The organism is Stenotrophomonas sp. S41, assembly GCF_016624625.1.
In the GTDB taxonomy this organism is placed as follows: domain Bacteria; phylum Pseudomonadota; class Gammaproteobacteria; order Xanthomonadales; family Xanthomonadaceae; genus Stenotrophomonas.
This window is the reverse complement of the sequence record NZ_JACVTV010000074.1, coordinates 1-21,698: the sequence shown is the minus strand read 5'-3', so window position 1 is coordinate 21,698 and position 21,698 is coordinate 1. Positions and strand designations below refer to the sequence as shown.

The 21,698-nt window shown below is 67.5% G+C and carries 22 protein-coding genes; 20 read left to right on the top strand and 2 right to left on the bottom strand.

All coding sequences use genetic code 11. The annotated features are described in order from the left end of the window. Positions 1 to 552: hypothetical protein (locus IAE56_RS14785; RefSeq protein ID WP_200753036.1), on the bottom strand; the 552-nt coding region annotated here is incomplete at its 3' end. Positions 553 to 736: 184 nt separating this feature from the next. Between IAE56_RS14785 and IAE56_RS14780 the strand changes: the two genes are divergently transcribed. Continuing rightward, on the top strand, positions 737 to 1,066 hold the full coding sequence (locus tag IAE56_RS14780) for a hypothetical protein (protein WP_200753035.1): 330 nt from the start codon (positions 737 to 739) through the stop codon (positions 1,064 to 1,066). Here IAE56_RS14780 and IAE56_RS14775 read toward each other — a convergent pair. Next, entirely contained in the window at positions 1,060 to 1,464 is a 405-nt protein-coding gene (locus IAE56_RS14775; RefSeq protein WP_200753037.1) for a ribonucleotide reductase subunit alpha, read from the bottom strand. The two genes, IAE56_RS14780 and IAE56_RS14775, sit on opposite strands and share 7 nt — an antisense overlap. 194 nt (positions 1,465 to 1,658) lie before the next feature. Here IAE56_RS14775 and moaA point away from each other — a divergent pair, with 194 nt between their 5' ends. The 19 genes from moaA to IAE56_RS14680 all read left to right on the top strand — a co-directional run bounded on the left by moaA (position 1,659) and on the right by IAE56_RS14680 (position 21,409). Next, positions 1,659 to 2,639 (top strand): GTP 3',8-cyclase MoaA, encoded by a 981-nt coding sequence (moaA, locus tag IAE56_RS14770; RefSeq protein ID WP_108769045.1) that lies wholly within the window; start codon positions 1,659 to 1,661, stop codon positions 2,637 to 2,639. Between the two features lie 8 nt (positions 2,640 to 2,647). Next, positions 2,648 to 3,655: a bifunctional molybdenum cofactor biosynthesis protein MoaC/MoaB gene (gene moaCB, locus IAE56_RS14765; protein ID WP_200753034.1), complete on the top strand. Its 1,008-nt coding sequence runs from the start codon at positions 2,648 to 2,650 to the stop codon at positions 3,653 to 3,655. Beyond that, complete coding sequence (gene glp / locus IAE56_RS14760) at positions 3,652 to 4,905, top strand: gephyrin-like molybdotransferase Glp (protein WP_200753033.1); 1,254 nt, start codon at positions 3,652 to 3,654, stop codon at positions 4,903 to 4,905. The genes moaCB and glp overlap by 4 nt, the downstream gene beginning before the upstream one ends. Further along, positions 4,905 to 5,165 carry a MoaD/ThiS family protein gene (locus IAE56_RS14755; protein WP_108769042.1) on the top strand — a complete coding sequence of 87 codons (261 nt, stop codon included), beginning with the start codon at positions 4,905 to 4,907 and terminating at the stop codon, positions 5,163 to 5,165. Before glp ends, IAE56_RS14755 begins: the two co-directional genes overlap by 1 nt. Position 5,166: 1 nt before the next feature. Then, entirely contained in the window at positions 5,167 to 5,652 is a 486-nt protein-coding gene (locus IAE56_RS14750; protein ID WP_164072566.1) for a molybdenum cofactor biosynthesis protein MoaE, read from the top strand. Between the two features lie 93 nt (positions 5,653 to 5,745). Beyond that, positions 5,746 to 6,294 (top strand): molybdenum cofactor guanylyltransferase, encoded by a 549-nt coding sequence (locus IAE56_RS14745; RefSeq protein ID WP_200753032.1) that lies wholly within the window; start codon positions 5,746 to 5,748, stop codon positions 6,292 to 6,294. Next, positions 6,291 to 6,659 carry a hypothetical protein gene (locus IAE56_RS14740; RefSeq protein ID WP_164072564.1) on the top strand — a complete coding sequence of 123 codons (369 nt, stop codon included), beginning with the start codon at positions 6,291 to 6,293 and terminating at the stop codon, positions 6,657 to 6,659. The genes IAE56_RS14745 and IAE56_RS14740 overlap by 4 nt, the downstream gene beginning before the upstream one ends. A 145-nt stretch (positions 6,660 to 6,804) precedes the next feature. Next, positions 6,805 to 8,223: a NarK family nitrate/nitrite MFS transporter gene (locus tag IAE56_RS14735; RefSeq protein ID WP_200753031.1), complete on the top strand. Its 1,419-nt coding sequence runs from the start codon at positions 6,805 to 6,807 to the stop codon at positions 8,221 to 8,223. Positions 8,224 to 8,310: 87 nt separating this feature from the next. Further along, positions 8,311 to 12,054, top strand: a complete 3,744-nt coding sequence (locus IAE56_RS14730) for a nitrate reductase subunit alpha (protein ID WP_200753030.1) — start codon at positions 8,311 to 8,313, stop codon at positions 12,052 to 12,054. After that, positions 12,054 to 13,604: a nitrate reductase subunit beta gene (gene narH, locus IAE56_RS14725; protein ID WP_200753029.1), complete on the top strand. Its 1,551-nt coding sequence runs from the start codon at positions 12,054 to 12,056 to the stop codon at positions 13,602 to 13,604. The genes IAE56_RS14730 and narH overlap by 1 nt, the downstream gene beginning before the upstream one ends. Further along, positions 13,601 to 14,281, top strand: a complete 681-nt coding sequence (gene narJ, locus IAE56_RS14720; RefSeq protein ID WP_200753028.1) for a nitrate reductase molybdenum cofactor assembly chaperone — start codon at positions 13,601 to 13,603, stop codon at positions 14,279 to 14,281. Before narH ends, narJ begins: the two co-directional genes overlap by 4 nt. Continuing rightward, positions 14,278 to 14,985: a respiratory nitrate reductase subunit gamma gene (narI, locus tag IAE56_RS14715; RefSeq protein ID WP_200753027.1), complete on the top strand. Its 708-nt coding sequence runs from the start codon at positions 14,278 to 14,280 to the stop codon at positions 14,983 to 14,985. The genes narJ and narI overlap by 4 nt, the downstream gene beginning before the upstream one ends. A gap of 3 nt (positions 14,986 to 14,988) precedes the next feature. Continuing rightward, a complete protein-coding gene (locus IAE56_RS14710) occupies positions 14,989 to 15,888 on the top strand; it encodes a peptidylprolyl isomerase (RefSeq protein ID WP_200753026.1) in 900 nt (299 codons plus the stop codon). A 24-nt stretch (positions 15,889 to 15,912) separates the two neighbouring features. Beyond that, positions 15,913 to 17,253, top strand: coding sequence for a nitrate/nitrite transporter (locus IAE56_RS14705; RefSeq protein WP_108769032.1), 1,341 nt, complete (start codon positions 15,913 to 15,915; stop codon positions 17,251 to 17,253). A 45-nt stretch (positions 17,254 to 17,298) separates the two neighbouring features. After that, on the top strand, positions 17,299 to 18,513 hold the full coding sequence (locus tag IAE56_RS14700; RefSeq protein ID WP_200753025.1) for a coproporphyrinogen III oxidase: 1,215 nt from the start codon (positions 17,299 to 17,301) through the stop codon (positions 18,511 to 18,513). 11 nt (positions 18,514 to 18,524) lie between these two features. Then, entirely contained in the window at positions 18,525 to 19,301 is a 777-nt protein-coding gene (locus IAE56_RS14695) for a helix-turn-helix domain-containing protein (RefSeq protein WP_200753024.1), read from the top strand. A gap of 19 nt (positions 19,302 to 19,320) precedes the next feature. Beyond that, positions 19,321 to 20,064, top strand: coding sequence for a molybdate ABC transporter substrate-binding protein (gene modA, locus IAE56_RS14690; RefSeq protein WP_200753023.1), 744 nt, complete (start codon positions 19,321 to 19,323; stop codon positions 20,062 to 20,064). Positions 20,065 to 20,067: 3 nt separating this feature from the next. After that, a complete protein-coding gene (gene modB / locus IAE56_RS14685) occupies positions 20,068 to 20,751 on the top strand; it encodes a molybdate ABC transporter permease subunit (RefSeq protein ID WP_108769029.1) in 684 nt (227 codons plus the stop codon). Next, entirely contained in the window at positions 20,741 to 21,409 is a 669-nt protein-coding gene (locus IAE56_RS14680; protein ID WP_200753022.1) for an ATP-binding cassette domain-containing protein, read from the top strand. Before modB ends, IAE56_RS14680 begins: the two co-directional genes overlap by 11 nt. Positions 21,410 to 21,698: the final 289 nt, after the last annotated feature.

Sequence of the window (21,698 nt, the reverse complement as noted above, 5' to 3'; positions counted from 1 at the left end):
CAGGCCCGCGTAGAACGCCTGTGGCACGGGATTCTTCGCGCCGTCCCATTCCAGCTGGTTGCACTGGAAGCAGACCTCCAGCGTGTGGGTGCGCTTGTTCCCCTTGTAGAATTCGAAGCGGTGATGGGGCTCGAAGATGCAGGCGGCGACCCACTGGCTGACATAGGGATCGATGCCCTCCAGCGTGGCCAGGAGCGGCTGCTTGTCATTGCCGGCCAGTACCACTTCGCGGTACCTGCGCTCCGGTGGCGGCGTGCCGCTGTTGATGCCTTCGTTGGTGTCGTATCGATAGGAATGCTCAACGACCACGATGCGGTCGGCGTCGCGGGCCACTCGGGCAATATCATCCAGCATGGGTTGGCCCTCGGCATTCGGTGGCCTGTCTTCGATGGCCAGCGGGTCTTCGCTGGCGGCGGCCGGTGGCGGTGTCGTCGCCTGTGGGGTGCACCCGCAGACGACACCCAGCAGGACCGGAATCATCATTCGCCCCAGCTTGCCGACGAGGAAGGGGTAGAGGCGGGTAGCAGGCAATCCGTTGCGGGTGCTGGGCATGGTGGGGGGTCTGGTGGTGGGCGTGGCCCTGGGTAAGGGTGACTCTACCGGAGGGTGGGCGCGGGCGGATGGGTCTGGTCGACCGGGGTCGACCGCTCCCAGAGCAGGCCTGCCTGGGCGGTTGACGTTATCGACGGGCGGGCGCAGGCTGGCCGGGCATGCTTCCTGGACCGAAGGGAGACTTATGACTGCAAGCGCGTCCCTCCACCCCACGCCGGAAACCCAGGGCCGCTCGCGCCTGTGGAGCGTGTTCTGGCTGCAGGGGGTGATTCCCAGCAACATCCTGTGGGCCGTTGCCCTCTGGGCCCTGGCCAACCAGCGCACCACGCTGCTGCTGGCGGTGTTTGCGGTGCTGCTGCTCTACACCGGCTGGATCATCCCGGCGGTGTGGCGGGCTGCACCAAGCGCACGCACCCCGAACCTGGGCGTGGCCGCACGCGGGCTGACCGTGGCCTGGGGGCTGAACACCGTACTGGTGATCTTCTTCCTGACCCTGCAGCTGGTGGCTCAATAGAACTGAATGGGTTCGCCGCTGCGGTCGAAGGCGGCGAAGCGGCCGATCTGGCCGTCATGAATGGCATTGACCATCAACTGCAGCGGACGGGCGGCTTCATCGCTGTTGGGTGCAAACCCGGCACGGCCATCCATCGCAGCCACGAACACCAGGTCCCAGTCGATGCCGGTGCGGGTCGATTCGGTGGCCAGGGCCTGGAAGCTGGGTACCTCCGCGGGCAGCTTGTCCACGCACAGCACCGGTGACAGGGTGCCGCCTTCGCGACGGTCATGCCGCTCGCGCTGGTCGGTGGTGGGCGCCTCGGGCAGGTCGGCACGCACGAACACGAACAGCAGGCGCTGCGGCTCGGCCTGTTCGCCTGCGGCGTGCAGAAGCTGCTGGAAATCGTTCATCATCATGAGGGTTGTCACACATCCGCTGCACGGAAAGCCGCATGCTGCCACAACGCGTGCGCCGCCGGGCCGGCGGCAATTGATTTAAGTCATGCCCAAGGCACGAGCGGCCGCGTAATCTGGCAACTGTTCCGGCAGGCGAGGAAATCCGGGCCATTCCGGGCACGGGCAAGACGGTGGAGCAACAAGGTGGACCAGCCATGAGCCAACTCACCGACGGATTCGGACGCAGCTTTCCGTACCTGCGCCTGTCGCTGACCGAAGCGTGCAACTTCCGTTGCAGTTATTGCCTGCCCGATGGCTACCAGGGGGAGGGCCGGCCGCGCTTCCTGCAGGTGGATGAAATCGCCCGCCTGGTGCGTGCATTTGCTGCGCTGGGCATGAGCAAGATCCGCCTGACCGGCGGCGAGCCGAGCCTGCGCAAGGACCTGGAACAGATCATCGGCACCGTGGCTGCGGTGCCGGGCATCCGCAAGGTGGCCATCACCACCAACGGCACGCTGCTGCCGCGGCGCCTGCCGGGCTGGCACCGCGCTGGCCTGACCGCGCTGAACGTGAGCATGGACAGCCTGCAGCGTGAGCGCTTCCACACCATCACCGGGCATGACCGCCTGCCCGAGATCGAACAGGGCCTGGCCCTGGCACAGGCGCTGGGCCTGCCGTCGATCAAGCTCAACGCAGTACTGCTGCGCGGGCTCAATGACGATGAACTGCCGCAGTGGATGGACTACCTGCGTGACCGCCCCTTCAGCGTGCGCTTCATCGAACTGATGCGCACCGGCGACAACGAAGCCTATTTCCAGCGCCACCACCTGCGCGCTGACGTGGTGATCGAACAGCTGCTGGCCGCCGGCTGGCAGGAACGCCCGCGGGCGGCCGATGCCGGCCCGGCGCGCGAGTTCGGCCACCCGCAGCACCGCGGCACCGTGGGCATCATCGCGCCGTATTCGCGCGATTTCTGCAAGGGCTGCAACCGCCTGCGGGTGACCGCCAAGGGCGACCTGCGGCTGTGCCTGTTCGGCGATTTCGGCGTGCCGCTGCGGCCGTTGCTGCAGAGCGACGATGACCATGACGCGCTGCTGGCACGCATCACCACCCAGCTCGGCCTGAAAGCGGCCGGGCACGGATTGCACCAGGGCCAGACCGGGCTGACCCCGCACCTGGCCTCGATTGGAGGATGAGCACCACCATGACTGGGGAATTGAACGCGGCCTTCCATATGGCCGATGTCCGCGACAAGCGCATCACCCGCCGCCGCGCGGTGGCAGTGGGCGAACTGCATGCGGGGCCGGTGGCCTACCCGCTGATCGTCGAGCGCCGCCTGCCCAAGGGCGATGCGCTGGTGATGGCCGAGATTGCCGGCCTGCAGGGGGCGAAGATGGCGTCGATGCTGATGCCGCTGTGCCACCCGCTGCCGCTGGAACTGGTGCAGGTGTTCTGCGCACCGGTGCCGGAACGGCAGTCGATCCGGGTCTGGTGCGAGTGCGCCAGCGAGGCACGCACCGGCGTGGAGATGGAGGCGCTGGCCGGTGTCAATGCGGCCCTGCTGACCCTGTACGACCTGAGCAAGCCGGTGGAGCCGGCGCTGCGCATCGAAGGCATCCGCCTGCTGTTCAAGGAAGGCGGAAAGCGCGGCGTGTGGCTGCACCCCGATGGCATGGACGAGGCCGAGCAGGCGCGTTTCAAGCCGCGTGCACCCAGGGGCCTGGAAGGCGCCCGTTGCGCGGTGATTACCCTGAGTGACCGCGCCAGCGATGGCACCTATGCCGATGCATCCGGCCCGAAGCTGGTGTCCGGCCTGCAGGCGCTGGGCGGTGAGGTGGTGGCGGCCGAGGTGCTGGCCGATGGCATCGAACCGCTGGCCGGCCGTCTGCGCGCGCTGGCCGAGAGTGGCGTGCGCCTGTGCCTGTGCACCGGCGGAACCGGCCTGGGGCCGCGTGACCTGACCCCCGAGGCGCTGCGTTCGCTGGATGCACGTCCGGTGCACGGCCTGGCGCAGATGGTGCGCGCGCTGAGTGCACAGCACACGCCGATGGCCTGGCTGAGCCGGGCCGAAGTGGTGCAGCTGGGCGGCATGCTGGTGTTTGCCCTGCCAGGCAGCCCGCGCGCTGCCGCGCAGTGCCTGGACATCCTGGCGCCGGTCCTTGGCCACGCGCTGGCGATGGTGGACGGCGGCGGCCACGGGAGCGCGGCATGATCCCGTACAGCGAAGCATTGCAGCACCTGCTGGACGCGGCGTCGCCGTTGCCGGCCGAGCGCCTGCGCCTGCACGATGCGGGCGGGCGCACCCTGGCCAGCAATATCATCAGCGCACAGTCGCTGCCGCCGTTCGACAACTCGGCCATGGATGGTTTTGCGCTGCGTGCCGAGGGCAACACTTTCGACGCCGGCAGCGAATTTGCCGTGCAGGGCTGGCAGGCGGCCGGCGATGCCGGTGCCGAAGCAGGCGAGGGCGCCTGGGAAATCATGACCGGCGCACGCATGCCGGCCGGCCTGGATACGGTGGTGCCGGTGGAGCAGGTGGAGATCCTGCAGAGCCATGAAGGCCGCCCGACCCGCATCGCCCTGCGCGCCGAGGTCAAGCCGGGCCAGCACGTGCGCCTGCGCGGCCAGGATGTAAACGAAGGTGAGTGCGTGCTGCGTGCCGGCGACGTGCTGGATATCAACGCCCGCACCCTGCTGCACGCCATCGGCGTGGGCGAGGTGGCCGTGGTCGCACGCCCGAAGGCGGCGGTGATCGCCACCGGCAAGGAACTGGTGACCGACGCGGCGCAGGCACTGGAATCGGGCCAGATCCGTGACAGCAACCGCCCCTACCTGGTGGGGCGCCTGCAGGCGGCCGGCGCCGAGGTGGTCTGGCAGGGCACGGTCGGCGACGACGTGGCCGCCTTCAATGCCGTGCTGGACCAGGCGCTGGACGCCGGTGCGCAGCTGCTGATCAGCACCGGTGCGGTGTCGGCCGGGCGCTACGATTTCGTGCCCGACGCGCTGCGTGACCGCGGCGCCCGCATCATCTTCCACAAGGTGGCGATCCGCCCGGGCAAGCCACTGCTGTTTGCGGTACTGCCCGGCGGCGCGCTGTATTTCGGCCTGCCGGGCAACCCGGTGTCGGCGGCGGTGGGCCAGCGCTTCTTCGTTGAGCCGGTGCTGCGGCGGCTGCTGGGGCTGGCCGCGGAAACGCCGCTGCAGCTGCCGTTGCAGGCCGACGTGCGCAAGCCCGAGGGCCTGCGCTTCCACGCCCGTGCGCGGGTGGAAGTGGACGCGCAGGGACGCCTGAGCGCGCGCGTGCTGTCCGGCCAGGAGTCGTTCCGTTTGATGTCCATGCTGCGGGCCAACGCCTGGGTGGTGCTGGAGGCCGAGGGCAACCTGGCCGCAGCCGGTACGTATGTGCGGGTGCAGGGCTGGGGTCACCACGAACCGGTGCAGCTGGTAAGCGAGGAATCATGATGAAACAGGTGAACCTGCAGTTGTTTGGTGCGTTTTCCGACCTGGATGCGAGCCGCGAGATCACGGTGGACGTCGCCGGGGCCACGATTGCCGACCTGCGCCAGGCGCTGCGCGAGCTGCTGCCGGTGCGCTGGCCGGGCTTCCGTGCCGGCCTGCTGGACTACTCGGCGTTCGCCGACCAGCAACAGGTGCTGCGCGACCACGATGCGCTGCCGGCCGATGGCCGGGTGGCGATCCTGCCGCCGGTCAGTGGGGGTTGAGATGAGCCATCCCACGATCGCGAAGGTGGTGGACCGCGCACAGGCGGCGATCGACCCGTCCGAGGGCATCGCCGCGGTGTCCGACCCCGGCTTCGGGGGTATCGACGTATTCATCGGCAAGGTGCGTGACCTCAACCAGGGTCGCCCGGTGCTGGGCATCAGCTATGACCTGTTCGAGCCGCTGGTGCTGAACGAGGTGCAGCGGCTGGCCGCCGAGGTGCAGGCCGCCTACGGGCCGAAGCTGAAGCTGTATGTGGCCCACGCCAAGGGCCGCCTGGCGGTGGGCGAGGTGGCGGTGGTGGTGGCCGCAGGCAGCCCGCACCGCGATGAAGCCTTCCGTGCCTGCCGGCAGCTGATCGAAGCGGTCAAGCACCAGTGCCCGATCTGGAAGCAGGAGCATTACCAGGACGGCGACAGCGAATGGACCGAAGGCTGCAGCCTCTGCCACACCGACGACACGCCGGTGCATGACCATGCCCATGAATGAATCCACTCCACTGGCAGCCACGCATGGCGTGGCTCTACTGACGGTTGGGCCCAGTAGATCCACGCCATGCGTGGATGAGGGCGTGGCGCGCCCATGAGCGCGCCGATGGCCGGCATCGTGCTGGCGGGCGGGCTGTCCAGCCGCATGGGCCGCGACAAGGCGATGCTGCCCTGGCAGGGGCGGACCCTGCTGGAACACATGCGCGGCCTGCTGATGCTGGCAGGTGCGGAGCGGGTCTGGGTGAGCGGTCGCTACCCGGCCTTTGACGGCATTCCCGACCGGGTGGCCCGCTGCGGCCCGCTGGGCGGCCTGTACAGCGTGGCCCTGCAGATGCCCGATGGCCCGGCCTGGGTGGTGCCGGTGGATACGCCCCGGCTGACCCCCCGACTGCTTCAGCAATTGCGTGATGCGCAGTCTGGCCGCTGCACGATCTATGACGGTCATCCGCTTCCGATGCTGTTTAATGTGGACAATGAAAGCCGTACAGTCCTTGAAAGCATGATCCACTATCCCCTTGGCCCGCGTTCGCTGCAGGCCCTGCAACACCGTCTCGGCGCACATGCGGTGCGCCTGTCCACCGCCGACGAAAGCGCCCTGGTCAACTGCAATACCCCCGCCCAGTGGGAGGATGTCGCCTCATGAAGGTGCAGCTGCAGGAACAAACGATGCGTCTGCGCCTGGATGAGGCTGAACTGGCGCAGCTGCTGGCCGGTGAATCGGTCGAGAACCTGACCCGGTTCGGCGGCAACGGCGGCTGGGGCACGGCGGTGTCGCTGCACGGCGGCGACCAGGCGGTGCTGCTCGATGGTGGCACCTACTGCCGGCTGGTGCTGCCGCGTGAGGCGGTGGACGGTCTGGCCGGGCGCCTGCCGTGCCGTGATGGGCTCGGCTTTGCGCTGTACTTGGATGACGGCACCACGCTGCAGCTGCAGTTCGATGTGGACGTGCGTGACAGCGTGCGCCAGCGCGGCGTGAGCCGCCGCGGCAGTACCGAGTCACCGGTTTGACATTTGTCAGGGGCAGGGTGGAAACCCGCCCCTGATTGATCCAGATCAACCCCGTCATCGCGCAGTGCGGGCCTAATGAGGCCCATGACGACGGGTTACAACTTGAAAGCAGTACCCACGTCATTCCACAGCCCTGGAGCCATGTATGACCGTCGGTAGCGATCCTGTTGTCCGAAGCACTGCCAGTCCCGGCCGCGTCATCAGCGACTGGGCGCCGGAAGACGCTGGCTACTGGGAGCGCACCGGCAAACGGGTCGCCACCCGCAACCTGGTCATCTCCATACCGTCGCTGCTGCTGGCCTTCGCGGTCTGGGTGCTGTTCTCGGCAGTGACCATCAGCCTGCCGAAGATCGGCTTCAGCTTCAGCACCGACCAGCTGTTCTGGCTGGTGGCCCTGCCCAGCCTGTCCGGCGCCACGCTGCGCATCTTCTATTCCTTCGTCATCCCGATCTTCGGTGGCCGCCGCTGGACGGCGCTGTCCACCGCCTCGCTGCTGGCACCGACGATCTGGCTGGGCTTCGCCGTGCAGAACCCGGCCACCCCGTACTGGGTGTTCGTGGTGATCGCGATCCTGTGTGGCTTCGGCGGGGCGAATTTCTCTTCGTCGATGTCCAACATCTCGTTCTTCTACCCCAAGCAGAAGCAGGGCCTGGCGCTGGGCCTGAACGCGGGCCTGGGCAATGTGGGCGTGTCGGTCGCCCAGGCGGTCATTCCGCTGGTGATCACCGCGGGCGTGTTTGGTGCGCTGGGTGGCGCGCCGCAGCCGGCGGTGGAGGGCGGGGCACCGCTGTACCTGCAGAACGCCGGCTTCATCTGGGTGCCGGCCATCGTGGTCTGTGCCGTGGCGGCCTGGTTCGGCATGAACGACCTGACCAGTGCCCGTTCTTCGTTCGCCGAACAGGCGGTGATCTTCCGCCGCAAGCACAACTGGCTGATGTGCTGGCTGTACATCGGCACCTTCGGTTCCTACATCGGCTTCTCGGCCGGCTTCCCGATGCTGGTCAAGAGCCAGTTCCCCGATGTGAACCCGCTGGCCTACGCCTTCATCGGCCCCCTGCTGGGCGCGCTGATGCGCTCGGTGGGCGGCAGCATGGCCGACCGCTGGGGCGGCGCGCGCCTGACCTTCTGGGTGTTCGCGCTGATGATCGCCGCGGTGTTCGGCGTGCTGCACTTCCTGCCCAGCGACGGCCAGGCCGGCAGCTTCTACGGGTTCCTGCTCAGCTTCATGGCGCTGTTCGTGCTCAGCGGCATCGGCAACGGCACCACCTTCCGCATGATCCCGGTGATCTTCCGCACCCTGCATGAGCGCTGGTCGGCCAACGACAGCGCCGAGGGCAAGGCCGCTGCCGGGCACCAGGCCAGCATCGAATCCGCCGCCGTGGTCGGTTTCTCCGGCGCGATCGGTGCCTACGGCGGTTTCTTCATCCCCAAGAGCTACGGCTCGTCCATCACCTTGACCGGCAGCCCCGACATGGCGCTGTACGGATTCATCGCTTTCTATTTCACCTGCCTGGCCGTGACCTGGTGGTGGTACTACCGGCGCGGTGCTGAAACCCCCTGCTAGGGGCAGCCCAGCTGACAACCCGAGCAATGCACCGAAGCCAATGAACACCCCAGCCACGATGCCGATGTCCGCAAAGGGAGATCCACGATGAGTTATTTTCTTGATCGCTTGCAGTTCTTCAAGCGTGAACCCCAGACCTTTGCCGATGGCCATGGTTTTGCCAAGAGCGAGGGCCGCGACTGGGAAAACAGTTACCGCCAGCGCTGGCAGTACGACAAGATCGTCCGCTCCACACACGGGGTGAACTGCACCGGTTCGTGCAGCTGGAAGATCTACGTCAAGAACGGCCTGGTCACCTGGGAAACCCAGCAGACCGATTACCCGCGCACGCGCCCGGACCTGCCCAACCATGAACCGCGTGGCTGCCCGCGTGGCGCCAGCTATTCCTGGTACCTGTACAGCGCCAACCGGCTGAAGTACCCGCTGATCCGCGGCACGCTGCTGCGCCTGTGGCGCGAAGCCCGGAAGCACATGGCGCCGGTGGATGCCTGGGCCAGCATCGTCGAGGACAAGGAAAAGGCGCGCTCGTACAAGACCCGCCGCGGCATGGGCGGCTTCGTGCGCCTGCAGTGGGAAGAGGCCAACGAGATCATCGCCGCCTCCAACCTGTATACGGTGAAGCAGTACGGGCCGGACCGCGTGGTCGGCTTCTCGCCGATCCCGGCGATGTCGATGGTGTCCTATGCCGCGGGCGCGCGTTACCTGTCGCTGCTGGGCGGCGCCTGCCTGTCCTTCTACGACTGGTACTGCGACCTGCCGCCGGCCTCGCCGCAGATCTGGGGCGAACAGACCGACGTGCCCGAATCGGCCGACTGGTACAACAGCCGCTACATCATCGCCTGGGGCTCGAACGTGCCGCAGACGCGCACGCCCGATGCGCACTTCTTCACCGAGGCGCGCTACAACGGCACCAAGACGGTGGCGATCTGCCCGGACTATTCCGAGCTGGCCAAGCTGACCGACCACTGGCTGCACCCCAAGCAGGGTACCGACGCGGCACTGGCCTTTGCCTTCGGCCATGTGATCCTGCGCGAGTTCCATGTCGATTCGCCTTCGCAGTATTTCCAGGACTACTGCCGCCAGTATTCGGACATGCCGATGCTGGTGCGCCTGGAGCGCCGCGAGGATGGCCGCCTGGTGCCGGGACGCTTCCTGCGCGCCAGCGAGCTGGGTGGGCTGGGCGAGGCCAACAACCCCGACTGGAAGACCCTGGCCTACGACGAGAGCAGCGGCCAGATCGTGGTGCCCAACGGCTCCATCGGCTTCCGCTGGGGCGAGAAGGGCAAGTGGAACATCGAGGAAAAGGAGAGCAACGGCGCCGATACCCGCCTGCGGCTGAGCCTGGCCGACGGCCATGAGGGCATTGAAGCGGTCAGCTTCCCGTACTTCGGCGGCATCGAGACCGACGGCTGGACCGCGGCCCCGGCCGAGGACGTGCTCGACCGCAACATCCCGGTGCGTCGTCTGGCCCTGGCCGACGGCGGCGACACCCTGGTGGCCACGGTCTACGACCTGCTGCTGGCCCAGTATGGCGTGGACCGTGGCTTCGGCGGCGGCAACGTGGCCAGCAGCTTCGACGACATGGTACCGGGCACCCCGGCCTGGCAGGAACGCATCACCGGCGTGTCGCGCGCTGAAGTGATCGAGATCGCCCGTGAGTTCGCCCGCACCGCCGACAAGACCCACGGCCGCTCGATGATCATCGTCGGCGCGGGCATGAACCACTGGTTCCACAACGACATGAACTACCGCGGCCTGATCAACATGCTGATCATGTGCGGCTGCGTGGGCCAGACCGGTGGCGGCTGGGCGCATTACGTGGGCCAGGAAAAGCTGCGCCCGCAGACCGGCTGGCAGCCGCTGGCCTTCGGCCTGGACTGGAGCCGCCCGCCGCGGCATATGAACGGCACTTCGTTCTTCTACTTCAACACCGGGCAGTGGCGCTACGAGAAGCTGCAGGTGGACGAACTGCTGTCACCGCTGGCCGATGCCAGCAAGTACAGCGGCAGCCTGGCCGACCTGAACCTGCGCGCGGTGCGCATGGGCTGGCTGCCCAGTACCCCGCAGCTGGACCGCAACCCGCTGCAGCTGGTGCGCGAGGCCGAAGCGGCCGGCGTGGCCCCGGCCGACTACGCGCTGGGCAAGTTCAAGGACGGCTCGCTGGACTTCGCCTTCGCCGACCCGGATGCACAGCAGAACCACCCGCGCATGATGTTCATCTGGCGCTCGAACCTGCTGGGTTCCTCGGGCAAGGGCCATGAATACATGCTGCGCCACCTGCTCGGCACGCGCCATGGCCTGCAGGGCAAGGACCTGGGCGAAATGGGCGCGATCAAGCCGCAGGAAGTGAAGTGGCATGACGAAGCTCCGGAGGGCAAGCTGGACCTGCTGGTCACGCTCGACTTCCGCATGTGCACCACCGCGCTCTATTCGGACATCGTGCTGCCCACGGCCACCTGGTACGAGAAGGACGACCTCAACACCTCGGACATGCATCCCTTCATCCACCCGCTGTCCAAGGCGGTGGACCCGGCCTGGGAATCGCGCAGCGACTGGGACATCTTCAAGGGCGTGGCACGCACCCTCAGTGACATGGCACCGGGCGTGCTGGGCGTTGAAAAGGACCTGGTGCTGGTGCCGACCCTGCATGACACGCCCAATGAGCTGGGCATGCCGTTCGGCGTGGCCGACTGGAAGAAGGGCGAGTGCGAGGCCATCCCGGGCCAGACCATGCCGTCGATGACGGTGGTCGAGCGCGATTACCCCAACCTGTATCGCAAGTTCACCTCGCTCGGCCCGCTGCTGGACAAGCTCGGCAACGGTGGCAAGGGCATGAACTGGGATACGAAGCACGAGATCGATTTCCTCGGCAAGCTCAACCATACCGTGCACGCCGAGGGCGTCAGCCAGGGACGACCGGCCATCGAGACCGCCATCGACGCGGCCGAAGTGATCCTGCACCTTGCCCCGGAGACCAACGGCCACGTGGCAGTGAAGGCCTGGGAATCGCTGGGCACGTTCACCGGCCGCGAGCACACCCACCTGGCGGTGGGCAAGGAACACGAGGCGATCCGCTTCCGTGACATCCAGGCGCAGCCGCGCAAGATCATCTCCTCGCCGATCTGGTCGGGGCTGGAGGACGACAACGTCAGCTACAACGCGGGCTACACCAACGTGCACGAGCTGATTCCGTGGCGCACCGTGACCGGGCGCCAGCAGTTCTACCAGGATCATGAGTGGATGATCGACTTCGGCGAGGCCTTCATGAGCTACCGGCCGCCGGTCAACACGCGCACGGTGGAGCCGCTGCTGAACCAGCGCCCGAACGGCAACAAGGAGATCGTGCTGAACTGGATCACCCCGCACCAGAAGTGGGGCATCCACAGCACCTACAGCGACAACCTGATCATGCAGACGCTGTCGCGTGGCGGCCCCATCGTGTGGCTGAGCGAGGACGACGCGCGCAGTGCCGGCATCGTCGACAACGACTGGATCGAGCTGTTCAACGTCAACGGTGCGATCGCCGCGAGAGCGGTGGTCAGCCAGCGGGTGATGCCCGGCATGGCGATGATGTACCACGCCCAGGAACGCATCATCAACGTGCCGGGCTCGCAGATCACCGGCACCCGTGGCGGCATCCACAATTCGGTCACCCGCATCGTGCTCAAGCCCACCCACATGATCGGTGGCTACGCGCAGCTGGCGTACGGTTTCAACTACTACGGCACCTGCGGCACCAACCGCGATGAGTTCGTGATCGTCCGCAAGATGGACAAGATCGATTGGCTGGATGGCGAGGCCGTTCCGGCCGCCGCCAAGGAGGTGGTGTGATGAAGGTCCGTGCACAGATCGCGATGGTACTGAACCTGGACAAGTGCATCGGCTGCCATACCTGCTCGATCACCTGCAAGAACGTCTGGACCTCGCGCGAGGGCGTCGAGTACGCCTGGTTCAACAACGTGGAAACCAAGCCAGGCATCGGCTACCCCAAGGAGTGGGAGAACCAGGACAAGTGGAATGGCGGCTGGGTGCGTACCCGCGCCGGCAAGCTGGTGCCGCGCGCCGGTGGCCGCTGGCGGATGCTGGCCAAGATCTTCGCCAACCCGGACCTGCCGCAGATCGACGACTACTACGAGCCGTTCGACTTCGACTACCAGAACCTGCACACCGCCAAGGACAGCCAGCACCAGCCGACCGCGCGGCCGCGTTCGCTGATCAGCGGCGAGCGCATGCAGAAGATCGAGTGGGGCCCGAACTGGGAGGAGATCCTCGGTTCGGAGTTCAGCAAGCGCTCGCGCGACTACAACTTCAATGAAGTGCAGAAGGAGATCTACGGGGCCTTCGAAAAGACCTTCATGATGTACCTGCCGCGCCTGTGCGAGCACTGCCTGAACCCGGCGTGCGTGTCGGCGTGCCCGTCCGGTGCGATCTACAAGCGCGAGGAAGACGGCATCGTGCTGATCGACCAGGACAAGTGCCGCGGCTGGCGCATGTGCGTGTCGGCCTGCCCATACAAGAAGATCTACTACAACTGGAAGAGCGGCAAGTCGGAGAAGTGCATCTTCTGCTACCCGCGCATCGAGATGGGCGAGCCCACGGTGTGTTCGGAAACCTGCGTGGGCCGCATCCGCTACCTGGGTGTGATGCTGTACGACGCCGACCGGATTGCCGAGGCCGCTTCGGTGGCCGCGGAGAAGGATCTGTACCAGGCACACCTGGACATCTTCCTGGACCCGGAAGACCCGGCGGTGATCGCTGCTGCGCGCAAGGAAGGCATCCCGGACAGCTGGCTGGAAGCGGCCAGGCAGTCGCCGGTGTACAAGCTGGCCATCGACTGGAAGCTGGCCCTGCCGCTGCACCCGGAATACCGCACGCTGCCGATGGTCTGGTACGTGCCGCCGCTGTCGCCGATCCAGTCGGCCGCCGAGCGGGGCCGCATCGGCATGAGCGGCGAGCTGCCGGACGTGGCGTCGCTGCGCATCCCGGTGCGCTACCTGGCCAACCTGCTGACCGCGGGCGACGAAGCGCCGGTGGTGCGCGCGCTGGAACGGCTGATGGCGATGCGCGCCTGGCGCCGGGCCAAGAACGTGGATGGCGTGGAGGACACCGCGGTACTTGACCAGGCCGGGCTGAGCATCGCCCAGGTGGAGGAGATGTACCGCTACCTGGCCATCGCCAACTACGAGGACCGTTTCGTGATTCCCACCGGCCATCGCGAGTACGCCAACGATGCCTTCGGCGAGCGCGGCGGCTGCGGCTTCACCTTCGGCAACGGCTGCAACGGTGACAGTCCGGCCGACCTGTTCGGCCAGCGCAAGACCACCAGCTTCGTGGTCAACAACGGGCCGAATCACCGGCGCCGCGAGGAGGTGGTCGAATGAGCGTCCTGAAGCTGGTCGGGGTGCTGCTGGATTACCCCCGCGAAGAACTGTGGCAGCACGGCGACGAGCTGCTGGCCGCCTGCGACCAGGCCACGTTGTCGGCTGGCCGCCGCCAGCAGCTGCGCGGCTTCGTGCAGCAGCTGCTGGACAGCGATCCGCTGGACGCGCAGGCCGCCTGGCTGGCGACCTTCGACCGCGGCCGCTCGATGAGCCTGTTGCTGTTTGAACACATCCATGGCGAATCGCGTGACCGTGGCCAGGCCATGGTCGACCTGGTGGAGACCTACCGGCGGGCCGGTTTCGAGCTTGATGCCCGCGAACTGCCGGACTACCTGCCGCTGCTGCTGGAATTCCTGGCGCACCGGCCGCAGGAGGAGGCCCGCGAATGGCTGCACCACATCGGCCATATCGCCGGGATGCTGGCCGCACGTGCGGCCGAGCGCGAACTGCCGCATGTGCCGCTGCTGGAAATCCTGGTGGAGGCCGGCGACGGCAAGATCAACCTGGAGGCGCTGCGGCAACGCGCCAGCGAGGAACCCCGCGACGATACCGCCGAGGCGATGGACCGGTTGTGGGAAGAGGAGGCGGTGCGCTTCGGCGCCGAAGCTCCTTCCGAAGACTGCAAGCCACCGACGCGCTCGCCCGGGCGTCCCGTGCACCGTGAGGTCCAGCCATGAACTACTACCTGCATCAATTCGCCTTCCAGTACTACCCGTACATCGCCGTGGCGGTGCTGCTGATCGGCAGCTGGGCCCGCTATGACAAGGCCATGTACACCTGGCGCACCGGCTCCAGCCAGATGCTGTCGGACAAAGGCATGCGCATCGGCAGCAACTGCTTCCACATCGGCATCCTGGCCATTCTCGGTGGCCACCTGGTGGGCCTGCTGACGCCGCATGCGGTGTACGAGCACTTCATCACCTCCTCGCAGAAGCAGATGCTGGCGATGGGGGTGGGCGGCGTGTTCGGTGCGCTGTGCTTCATCGGCATCAGCATCCTGCTGGTGCGCCGGCTGTTCAATGCACGGGTGCGGGCCACCGGCAGTTTCGGTGACACGCTGGTGCTGGTGCTTCTGTTCGCCCAGCTGTGCCTGGGCCTGTACAGCATCCGCATCTCCTCCGGCCACCTCGACGGTGGGGTGATGGTGCAGCTGGCCGAGTGGGCGCAGCACATCGTCACCTTCCGTGCCGGCGCCGCCGATTACATCGAGGGCGTGAGCTGGGTCTACCAGATGCACATTTTCCTGGGCCTGACCCTGTTCCTGATCGCACCGTTCACCCGCCTGGTGCACGTGTGGAGCATTCCGATCAGCTATCTGTGGCGGCCGTACCAGGTGGTGCGCCGTCGCCAGGCCCCGCTTCGCTACGGCCCGCGGGAGTAAGCCATGGGCAGCCTGCCGAAGTTCCTGCCGATCACCGTGATCGACTCCAATGCCCCGGTTCCGGCCGAGGCCCATTCGCACCACCACGAGGCGGGGGCGCAGGGGCCGCGCTCGCTCGGGCAACCGGCGCCGTGCCGGCTTTACGTGGACGAGACCGCGATCAGCGAGGCCGACATCGCCCGCGAGATGCAGCACCACCGGGCGATGCGTCCGGAACAGTCGCGGGCCGAGGCGGCACGTGCGCTGGTGGTGCGCGAGCTGCTGCGCCTTGAGGTGCAGCGGTTGGGCCTGCACGCAGCGCAGGGTGGCCGGGTGAGTGACGAGGAAGTGCTGATCCAGCAGCTGATCGAGGACGCGATCGAAGACCGCGTGCCCAGCGACGAGGACTGCCGGCGCTATTTCGAACAGAACCCGGAACGCTTCCGTTCGCCCGATCGCGTGCGCCTGCGCCATATCCTGCTGGCGGCACCGGCCGATGACGTGGCCGGGCGGCTGGATGCACGCAACGAAGGCGAGCGGCTGGTGGCCGAGCTGAAGGAGGCTCCGCACCTGTTCGCCGACTTCGCCCTGCGCCATTCGCGCTGCCCGTCCAGCAGCGACGGCGGTGACCTGGGTTGGCTGCAGCGCGGCCAGACCACGCCCGAGTTCGACCGGCAGGTGTTCCGGCTGCGCGAGGGCTTGGCTGGTTTTCCGGTGGAATCGCGCTGGGGCTACCACGTGGTCTGCATCGACGCGCGCGAGGAGGGGCAGCCGCAGCCTTTCCAGGCGGTGCTGCCGCAGATCCGCGACTACCTGGAACTGCAGGTGCGCCAGCGCGAGGTGCAGGCCTACCTGCTGCAGCTGCAGGAACGCTACCCCGTGCGCGGGCTGGATGAGATCGAAGCTGAAGCCGGGAACGGCTGACCCACTCTTGGGAAAGGAGATTGCATGAACCAGGCCCTTGCCCCCGTCAGTGCCGGGCAGCAGCAGCGTGCGCTGTGGCTGAGCACCTTCGCCTTCACCGTGTGCTTCGCGGTGTGGATGATCTTCTCGATCATCGGTATCCAGATCAGCGAGCAGCTGGGGCTGAACGACACCCAGTTCGGCCTGCTGATCGCCACCCCGGTGCTGACCGGATCGATCAGCCGGGTCTTCCTTGGCATCTGGTCGGACCAGTTCGGTGGCCGTAAGGTGATGGTGCTGGTGATGCTGTGTGGCGCGGTGGCGACCTGGATGCTGACCTACGCCCACACCTACACCCAGTTCCTGTTCGCTGCGCTGTGCGTGGGCATTGCCGGTGGCAACTTCTCGGTGGGCGTGGCCTATGTGTCCAAGTTCTTCCCGGCCAGCAGGCAGGGCACGGCACTGGGCATCTTCGGCGCGGGCAACATCGGTTCAGCGGTGACCAAGCTGCTGGCGCCGCTGGTAATGGTGGCGGCCGGCTGGACCATGGTGGCCAAGGTCTGGGCGGTGGCGCTGGCGGTCACCGCTGTGCTGTTTTTCCTGTTCAGCAAGGAAGACCCGTCGCTGGAGCAGCGCCGCCGTGACGGCGTCAAGCCGGTGCCGTTCGCCGAGCAGATGGCACCGCTGAAGAACCTGCAGGTGTGGCGCTTCTCGCTGTACTACTTCTTCGTGTTCGGCGGCTTCGTCGCCCTGGCACTGTGGCTGCCGCACTATCTGGTGGGCGCCTACGGCATGGACGTGGGCCACGCCGGCATGCTGGCGGCCTGCTATTCGATTCCGGCCAGCCTGTTCCGCGTGGTCGGCGGCTGGATGGCTGACAGGATCGGTGCGCGGCGGGTGATGTACTGGACCTTCGGCGTCTCGGCCATCTGCACCTTCCTGCTGGCCTATCCGGATACCGAGTATGTGGTGAAGGGCATCCACGGCCCGATCCACTTCCACCTGGCCATCGGCGTGGTGATGTTCACCGTGCTGGTGTTCGTGCTGGGCTTCTTCATGTCGCTGGGCAAGGCGGCGGTCTATAAGCACATTCCGGTGTACTACCCGCAGCACGTGGGTGCGGTGGGCGGCGTGGTCGGCATGATCGGTGGCCTGGGTGGCTTCATCCTGCCCATCGTGTTCGGCGCGCTGAACGATGCGCTGGGCATCTGGAGCAGCTGCTTCATGCTGCTGTTCGTGCTGGTGGCCACGGCGCTGGCGTGGATGCACTTCGCGATCCGCCGGATGGAGCGCCGGCATTTCCCGCAGATCGACCGCGAAACCGACCTGCCCGAAGCCATCGACGCGGCCGCGGCCGATCGCGCACGGCAGCAGCGTCACGCTTGATTTCAATCAGGGCCCTGCGCAGAGGAACGCTGGAAAATGTCCGCCATGAGCTTCCCCGTCGATGCAAGCGAAGACACCGCACTGCAGGCTGCATTGCTGCAGCAGCCGCGCCACGTGCTGTTTCCGGCCGCCGACCAGTTCAGTCCTGGCTTCGGCGAAAGTGGCTGGCGCGCGGCCGTGCGGGCCAGCAACGAGCACCTGATTCCGCGCGGCCTGACCCTCGGGTTCCAGGCGGGGCGGGCAGGGCAGCTGACCACCGCCAGCATCTATCTGGACATGCTGCTGACGGCCCTGCGGCGCCAGGCCGATGTGCTGGCCGACGACCGCGAAGTGGTGGCCATGGTGCTGCAGCTGGGTCTGGCCGAGGTACTGGGTGCCAGCGCGCTGGGCCAGCTGCTGGATGCCGTGCCCCAGCATCTGCGCACGGTGGCTCGGCCGCAGGTGGAAGTGCGGCTGGATGCCGGTAGTACGCTGGCCCCGGCGCAGCTGCGTGCGGTGGGCTGTACCCGGCTGACCGTGATCGACCGTGCCGATGCAATGGGGCCGACCCTGCTGGCGCAGTCACGCCAGGTTGGGTTCACTGCGCGCTACTACCAGTTGCGGGTGCCATCGCTCGCGGATCAGGGCTTCATCGAACGCGTACATGAAGTGCTGGCCGAGGCACCCGAACGGGTGCTGCTGCCCGCGCCGTGCGGGTTGCCGGAGCAGCCGGCGGCCGGGCAGTGGCTGCAGGCCTGGCGGCTGCTTGGCGATGCCGGCTATGTCGCCATCGGTGGCGACCACTACCAGCGCGGTGACTTGCCCGATCCCAACGGGCCCGGCGATGGCCAGCGCCATTGTGACCTGGCCGGCGTGCCGCGCCGCGACCGCAGCGACTTCGTCGGCCTGGGGCTGGCGGCCTGCAGCCAGATCGGCGAGGTGTTCTACCGGCTGGAGGACGACCTTGCACAGTGGCAGGCACGCCTGCAGGCCGGCCAGATCGGCGTGACCGCCGGGCTGATCCTGTCCGAGCAGGAGCGGCTGTCGGCCGAGGTCGCGCAGAGCCTGGCCTGCGACCATTCGGTGGATGCCGCCGCCTTCGAGTGGCGCAACGACGTCGCCTTTGATGATTGTTTCGCCGAGGCCACGCCGGAACTGCAACCGCTGCTTGCGCGCGGCTGGGCGCACTGGGATGCGCGCGTGCTGCGCCTGGCTGCGGAGGGGCGGCTGCTGTGGCGTATGATGGCGGCATGTTTCCGGCCGGCGGTCGCCAGCGCTTGAGTGTCGCTCCGATGTCCATGAATCCGCCTTCCCGCGGCCGCCTTGGCCAGGCCACACCGAACCCCGCCGCCGCCGATGACGGTGATGCGCTGCATTTCTGCAGCACCTGTGCGTTTTCCGATGCCTGCATCTCGCAGGGCTATGACAAGACCGCGCTGGGCGACCTGCACGTGCTGGTCGACCATGTCGGTCCGTTCCATGCCGGTGACTATATCTTCCGTGCCGGCGAACAGTTCGATTCCATTGCCGCGGTGCGTGCGGGCATGGTCAAGACCTTCGTCGATGACAGCCAGGGCAACGACCAGGTGCTCGGCTTTGCCCTGCCGGGTGAAGTGATCGGCCTCAATGCGATCCACGGTTCGCGCTTCCCCTGCAATGCGGTGGCGCTGGATACAGTGCACCTGTGCCGCATTTCGTTTCCCAAGCTGAGCCTGCTGGCCACGCGCATGCCTGGGCTGCAGGCCAAGCTGTTCAGCCTGCTCAGTGCGGAGATCGGCAAGGTCGCCACGCTGGCCGCCAACCACCGCACCGAGGAGCGCATGGCCGCGTTCCTGCTGGACATGTCCGAGCGTTACGCGCGGCGCGGTTTCTCCGCCACGCGCTTCAACCTGACCATGGCCCGCACCGAAATCGCCAACTACCTGCGCATGGCGCCGGAAACCGCCAGCCGTGTGCTGCGGCGCTTGAGCGATGACGGTGTGATCGCGGTCAAACAGCGCGAGATCCTGCTGCTGCAACCTGAGCGCCTGGCTGCGCTCGCCATGGCCGACGAATCCGAACCAGACTGATACCCACCGGGAGCCGATGATGAAGCGTGCAGGACTGTTGTTACTGGGGGTGCTGGCCGCGATGCCGGCCTGGGCCGCCGACCTGACGGTGTCGGCGGCGTCGAGCCTGACCGAGAGTTTCCGCGAACTGGGCGCGGCCTACGAGAAGGCCCATCCGGGCACCAAGGTCGATTTCAATTTTGCGGCCTCCGGCGTGCTGCTGCAGCAGATCAGCCGCGGTGCCCCGGTGGATGTGTTTGCCTCGGCCGACGAAACCACGATGGACCAGGCCGGGCAGCAGAAGCTGCTGGCGCCCGGCACCCGCCAGGTATTCGCGGTGAACGCGCTGTGGGTGGTGGTGCCACCGCAGGCCAAGGCCGCACCGCGTGCGCTCAAGGATCTGGCCGGTGCCGGCGTGCAGCGCATCGCGCTGGGCAATCCGGACAGCGTGCCGGTGGGCCGCTACGCCAAGGGCGCGCTGGAGAAAGCCGGGCTGTGGCCGGCGGTGCAGGGCAAGGCCATCACCACCCAGAACGTGCGGCAGTCGCTGGACTACGTGGCACGGGGTGAAGTGGATGCCGGCTTCGTCTACGCCACTGACGCGCAGGCGATGCCGGACCGCGTGCGCCGCGCCTTCGAGGTGCCGGTGAGCGGGCGCATCGCCTATCCGCTGGCGGTGATCCAGGCCAGCACTCATGCGGTCGAAGCGAAGCGCTTCACCGCCTTCGTCCGCTCGCCGCAGGGCCAGGCGATCCTGGTCAAGCACGGGTTCGGCAAGCCCTGAGGCATGGATCTGGACTGGAGCGCGCTGGGCTTGTCGCTGAAAGTGGCCGGCTGGGCCACGGCGATCAACCTGGTGCTGGGCGTGGCGCTGGGCGCACTGCTGGCGCGCCGGCGCTTTCCCGGCCGTGAGCTGCTGGATTCGGTGCTGACCCTGCCGATGGTGCTGCCGCCGACGGTGCTGGGCTACTACCTGCTGGTGCTGATCGGACGCAATGGCCCGATCGGCGTGTGGCTGCAGTCGTGGTTCGGCATCAACCTGGTCTTCACCTGGCAGGCGGCGGTGATTGCCGCCGCGGTGGCGTCGCTGCCGCTGGTGTTCAAGCCGGCGCGGGCTGCGTTCGAAGGCGTCGATGGCCAGCTGGAGAATGCTGCGCGCACGCTCGGCGTGTCCGAGGCGGCGGTGTTCTTCCGCATCACCCTGCCGCTGGCCTGGCGCGGCATTCTCGCCGGGCTGCTGCTGGCGTTCGCCCGTGCGATGGGCGAGTTCGGCGCCACGCTGATGGTGGCGGGCAGCATCCCGGGCCGCACGCAGACGCTGTCCATCGCCATCTACGAGGCGGTGCAGGCCGGGCAGGACGGCAAGGCCAACGCGCTGGTGATCCTCACCTCGGTGGTGTGCATCGTCATCCTGCTGCTGGCCGCGCGGCTGGTGGGCGGGCGCCGCCAGGAGCTGCGCGATGTGGCTTGACCTGCAGGTGCACCGGCCGATGCAGGCGGCGACGCCGCAGTTCGTGCTGGATGTGGCGCTGCAGTGCACGCAGCGCCAGGTGGTGCTGTTCGGCCCATCGGGCGCGGGCAAGAGCCTGACCCTGAAAGCGGTGGCCGGCCTGCTGCGGCCCTGGCGCGGCCATGTGCGGCTGCAGGGCCAGGCGCTGTTCGACAGCAGCGCCAGGGTGAACCTGCCGCCGCAACGGCGTCGGCTGGGCTATGTATTCCAGGACTACGCGCTGTTCCCGCACCTGAGCGTGCGCCAGAACGTGGCCTTCGGCTTGGAACGTGGCTGGTTCAATCCGCGCCGTGGTGCGCGCATCGACGCGGTGGAGCGCTGGCTGCACGCGTTCCGTATCGATCACGTGGCCGACCTGCTGCCGTCGCAGGTCTCCGGCGGCCAGCGCCAGCGTACCGCGCTGGCGCGCGCCCTGGTGACCCAGCCGCAGGCGCTGCTGCTGGACGAGCCGTTTGCCGCGCTGGACCATGACCTGCGCCAGCACCTGCGGCAGGAACTGCAGGCGGTGCTGGATGAAACCGGCATTCCGCTGCTGCTGATCAGTCATGACCCGCACGACGTGGACATGTTCGGCCAGCAGGTCGCACGCATGGTGGACGGCCGCATCGTCAGCGATTGAGGTAGTGCCGGCCGCTGGCCGGCAACCCCGCAATCCTGAGGAGCCGGCCAGCGGCCGGCACTACCGATCAGCGGCCCGTTGCCCACTGGATGAACGCCCAGCGCCGGGTCGGGGCCATGCCGAACCGATGCTGCGGCGAACGGGCATGCCATGCGCGTACGATCATCACCCGTGCACGCATGGTGGACGGCCGCATCGTCAGCGATTGGGGTAGTGGGGGGGGGGGGGGGGGGGGCCCCCCCCCCCCCCCCCGCCCCCGCGGGGCGAGGCCGCGCAGCCCCCCCCCCGC